Source organism: Desulfobacter sp. (assembly GCF_050177295.1).
The window spans coordinates 1-3086 of the sequence record NZ_JBFXHE010000484.1 but is presented as its reverse complement, the minus strand read 5'-3'; the positions used below and the strand labels follow the sequence as shown (position 1 = coordinate 3086).

Sequence of the window (3086 nt, the reverse complement as noted above, 5' to 3'; positions counted from 1 at the left end):
TTGGCAGGGTTAAAATTATTCACGGTTAAAAATTCAGATTCACCATGTATTTTAAAGTCACATATTCAGCCATTTATAACTGGAAAGGTTCAGGGACCGAACGGGAACAGAACGATCCAAACCTTATTATCCAGGGAATTAGGAATTATTTACAAACAGTCAGCAGAGATGATCTATGAAATGGAACGTCAGGGAATTGTAAAGACCCTTGACCAGGAAAAGCCCGTTAAAGGCATTAGGGCTTATAATCAAAACGAATAATATTCTTGTTAATCCAGTCCCGGCACAATTTGAAAGCTGTGAACATCATAGGCGGATCTTTTGCTTTGCCTGATTGGCTTCACCTTTTAAAATATCTTCGGAAATCAGGGAAAAGGCTTTCTCACAAGTTTGAAAATTCGGCGTGTTGATCCAATTGATTGAATTGAATTGTTCAACCGGAAACAGACGAAGCATCCGGCTGATTTCAATGGGGTCAACCCAAAGATCTTTTTCTTTTGCTTCTGCTACGATCTCTTTCCAGTCGAAATCATAGGCATTTGCTATAAACAGAATGTCCGCATAATCCTTTGGTTCCATCCGGCTTAGTGCACAGATTTTATTTGAAAGGATATTGCGCCAGTCATCTATGTTTCCAAACCCTTCTTGAATGGTGATGCGGCCAAAATGAGCATCCACATCATTGACCATATCAATCTTCAGGGTAATGTCTTCTTTTTCTACAAACAGCCGAACAAAAGACTCCTCAACCATGGATGGCTTGCTTTTGTATTGCATGTGGTTCAGGCAGGATAGAATCACTTTGCATTGTTTTTTAAACTCTGGATGGTTATTTACAAAAAAGTCCAGATCATCTGAATATCGGTGGTCAAGGTAGCATCGGCCTAACGCTGTTCCACCGGTTAAATAAAAATCCGTGTGCAGAGATTGGATTTTTCCCAGAATTTCATCCTGAAAAGGATATAGTTTATGGGAATAATATTTGCCTGGCATATCTGTATTTACCTTTTCGTGTTTTGGGAAACAATTCGTTTAGAACATCATCAGACAACGCCTTTTTCAAAGTTTCCTTCGGAAGAAGTGATAGCAACGTATACCAGTCAAAGGTGGATAAGAGTTTGATATAAATGCTTTTGGAAGAAATAAGGGGGATACTGTCTATTTCACCATTGATAAAGGAATTCAGGATGTCTAAGTCAATTTTTTTATCCCAGAATGCTTTTTTGAGAATTTGTTTTCTTTCATCAGTCGTATACATTTTAAATATCTATCCTTATTATTCTCAAATTATACCAGATGGTGTTCCAGGTTGACAAGTCTCCTAAAAACACAAACAGCATTTGCAAGATTTTGATTGAGAAAATTATCTTCGGGGATGGGCTTTGTCGTACACAGCCATCAGGCGATCCATACTCACATGGGACCTGGGACCGACCTGGGTGGTGGACAGGCTGGCATGGCCTAAAATCTCCTGAATACCCCGAAGATCTGCACCGGAATCCAACATATGGGTGGCAAAGGTATGCCGCAAGGTGTGGGGAGATATTTTCATACCTAACCCGCATTCCAAGACCACCTTATCCAGAATACGTAGAATGGATCGCCTGCCAAGCCTTCCAAAATTTTTATTTAAAAATACGGCAGAATAATTGGGCATAATGGAATGGTATTTTTTTATCTTCAAGGCAACGATACCTGGCTTTTCTCTTATTGGTGATTAGGTGGTCATTATAGTTCACAGCCTTTGTTTTCGGCCTATAACAATACTGTATGCCGCGGGTAAAAAAAGTAGGGTCAGCAGAAGCGAGTATGTCAACCCGCCGATAACGGCTATGGCCATTGGCTGTAGTATATCCCCGCCTGAACCCAAATTCAAAGCCAGGGGCACAAGTCCTAAAATGGTTGTCAACTGAGTCATGAGAATGGGTCGGATTCTTAACGGCGCTGCCCGTTCGACCGCCGCAGCCGCCGCAGCTCCCTCCAACCGGAAGGACTCTGCCTGGGAAAGCAGTACCACTCCCTGTGAAGTAATCCCGCCCATCATGACGATGAGACCGATCAAAACCGTTACCCCGATGGGCGTATGGGTCAGATAAAGGGCCAGGAAGGCTCCGGTCAGGGACAAGGGAATGTTTATCATCATGAGCATGGGCAGCAGAAACGATTCAAACTGTATAGCCAGAATCACATAGGCAAAAAGCACGGCAAATCCGAAGATGATCCCCATGGCTTTTCGATTGTCAGCCATCATTTTAGCCTGACCGCCCATCTCAAAGGATATACCGGCAGGCTTTTGGATTTGGGCAACAGCCATTTCGGCCCGGATCACGGCCTCACCGACACTGATTTCATGGGAGTCCGCCCGGACGATGATCTGTTTGGCCTGGTCTTCACGGATGATTTCCACGGGACCGGTGGAACGTTCAACCCGGGCAACATCCTTGACATAAACCGGTTGGTCGGAATTGCTTTTGATAATCATGTTTTCAAGTTCAAATTTGCTCTTCAAAGATTCCGACCAAATCATCACACGGATATCGTAGTAATCACCCCTTTCTCTATACCTGGTTGCCACGGTTCCCTGGACCAGTCCCTGTAAAGTGTCTGCTGACTCTTTTACCGTAATTCCCAAGGCAGATGCCTTTGCCCGGTCAACATAGATGCGGTATTCGGGTTTGCTCATCTCCATAGACAGGGTCACATTGGTCAGTCCGGGCGTCTCTTTAAGCCTGGCAGGCGTTTCCCGGGCGAACTCGAAAATCGGCTGAATACGTGCCCCTTTAATTTTGATTTCAACCTCCTGGTCTCCAACATTCCGGATACCTTTGATCTTCATCTGCATCACCGAAATTTTGGCACCAGGGATCTGAGCTTTATCTACCATGGGTTTTATTTTTTTGTCCATTGCTTGACAATTGGAGCATGAATTTATATATTCTTATCTATCGATTTATTGAAACAGGCCGGTTATGGCGGAATGGATAGTCGCCCCTGGTCATCAATCGGAAAGTGAAATCCACCGGATCTGTTCCAGCGGAAACAAAATTAAACGAAGAGTGGATACTTGAAGGCCGCAGCTGAGCTTA

At 43.8% G+C, this 3086-nt stretch carries 3 protein-coding genes and 1 pseudogene; 1 reads left to right on the top strand and 3 read right to left on the bottom strand.

Annotated features, from left to right (window positions below):
* The coding region (locus tag AB7U36_RS21475) for a hypothetical protein (RefSeq protein ID WP_428161656.1) at positions 1-261 on the top strand (261 nt) is incomplete at its 5' end.
* 45 nt (positions 262-306) lie between these two features.
* Here AB7U36_RS21475 and AB7U36_RS21470 read toward each other — a convergent pair.
* The 3 genes and pseudogenes from AB7U36_RS21470 to AB7U36_RS21460 all read right to left on the bottom strand — a co-directional run bounded on the left by AB7U36_RS21470 (position 307) and on the right by AB7U36_RS21460 (position 2884).
* Positions 307-993, bottom strand: a complete 687-nt coding sequence (locus tag AB7U36_RS21470; protein WP_035240725.1) for a nucleotidyl transferase AbiEii/AbiGii toxin family protein — start codon at positions 991-993, stop codon at positions 307-309.
* A 370-nt stretch (positions 994-1363) separates the two neighbouring features.
* Positions 1364-1651, bottom strand: a pseudogene (locus AB7U36_RS21465) (tyrosine-type recombinase/integrase); the annotation flags it as partial.
* A gap of 84 nt (positions 1652-1735) precedes the next feature.
* Positions 1736-2884, bottom strand: a complete 1149-nt coding sequence (locus AB7U36_RS21460) for an efflux RND transporter permease subunit (protein WP_428161655.1) — start codon at positions 2882-2884, stop codon at positions 1736-1738.
* Positions 2885-3086 lie beyond the last annotated feature (202 nt).